At 50.7% G+C, this 1,775-nt stretch carries 1 rRNA gene; it reads right to left on the bottom strand.

The annotated features are described in order from the left end of the window. Nucleotides 1-65: 65 nt before the first annotated feature. Nucleotides 66-1,639: ribosomal RNA gene (locus tag EKM86_RS12215) — 16S ribosomal RNA — on the bottom strand. Between the last annotated feature and the right edge of the window lie 136 nt (nt 1,640-1,775).

Here is a 1,775-nt window from a genome sequence, read left to right as displayed (position 1 = left end):
TCCTCTCAAAACTAAACAAAGTTTCATGTGATAGGTTTCCGTGATGCTTACGCATCTATCCTTAGAAAGGAGGTGATCCAGCCGCAGGTTCTCCTACGGCTACCTTGTTACGACTTCACCCTAATCATCTGTCCCACCTTAGACGGCTAGCTCCTCGAAAGGTTACCCCACCGGCTTCGGGTGTTACAAACTCTCATGGTGTGACGGGCGGTGTGTACAAGGCCCGGGAACGTATTCACCGCGGCATGCTGATCCGCGATTACTAGCGATTCCGACTTCGTGCAGGCGAGTTGCAGCCTGCAGTCCGAACTGAGACCGGCTTTAAGAGATTAGCTTACCCTCGCGGGTTCGCAACTCGTTGTACCGGCCATTGTAGCACGTGTGTAGCCCAGGTCATAAGGGGCATGATGATTTGACGTCGTCCCCACCTTCCTCCGGTTTGTCACCGGCAGTCTTACTAGAGTGCCCAACTGAATGCTGGCAACTAGTCATAAGGGTTGCGCTCGTTGCGGGACTTAACCCAACATCTCACGACACGAGCTGACGACAACCATGCACCACCTGTCACTATGTCCCCGAAGGGAACGCCTGATCTCTCAGGTTGGCATAGGATGTCAAGACCTGGTAAGGTTCTTCGCGTTGCGTCGAATTAAACCACATGCTCCACCGCTTGTGCGGGCCCCCGTCAATTCCTTTGAGTTTCAACCTTGCGGTCGTACTCCCCAGGCGGAATGCTTAATGCGTTAGCTGCGGCACTGAAGGGCGGAAACCCTCCAACACCTAGCATTCATCGTTTACGGCATGGACTACCAGGGTATCTAATCCTGTTCGCTACCCATGCTTTCGAGCCTCAGCGTCAGTTACAGACCAGACAGCCGCCTTCGCCACTGGTGTTCTTCCATATATCTACGCATTTCACCGCTACACATGGAGTTCCACTGTCCTCTTCTGCACTCAAGTTTCCCAGTTTCCGATGCACTTCTTCGGTTAAGCCGAAGGCTTTCACATCAGACTTAAGAAACCGCCTGCGCTCGCTTTACGCCCAATAAATCCGGATAACGCTTGCCACCTACGTATTACCGCGGCTGCTGGCACGTAGTTAGCCGTGGCTTTCTGGTTGGATACCGTCAACGTCTGAACAGTTACTCTCAAACGTGTTCTTCTCCAACAACAGAGTTTTACGACCCGAAAGCCTTCTTCACTCACGCGGCGTTGCTCCATCAGACTTGCGTCCATTGTGGAAGATTCCCTACTGCTGCCTCCCGTAGGAGTATGGGCCGTGTCTCAGTCCCATTGTGGCCGATCAACCTCTCAGTTCGGCTACGTATCATTGCCTTGGTAGGCCGTTACCTTACCAACTAGCTAATACGCCGCGGGTCCATCCAAAAGCGATAGCTTGCGCCATCTTTCAACCAAAGACCATGTGATCCTTGGGTTTATGCGGTATTAGCATCTGTTTCCAAATGTTATCCCCCACTTAAGGGCAGGTTACCCACGTGTTACTCACCCGTCCGCCACTCGGTGTTAACAAAATCACTCCGTGCAAGCACATCGTTCATTCGTCAAAACCTCGTTCGACTTGCATGTATTAGGCACGCCGCCAGCGTTCATCCTGAGCCAGGATCAAACTCTCATATAAAATGAGTTATTTGAATAGCTCGATTTGTTGTTTATTGCGAATTGACTTCGCTCATGTTAATTAATTCTTTTCAACTTTCATTGAAAAGCCCTATCACATTTACGAAACTTTGTTCAGTTTTCAAAGGACTACCTTG

Source organism: Lacticaseibacillus hegangensis (assembly GCF_003946465.1).
Lineage (GTDB): Bacteria > Bacillota > Bacilli > Lactobacillales > Lactobacillaceae > Lacticaseibacillus > Lacticaseibacillus hegangensis.
The sequence above is the reverse complement of the archived record's forward strand: the minus strand, read 5'-3'. Positions and strand labels throughout refer to the sequence as shown.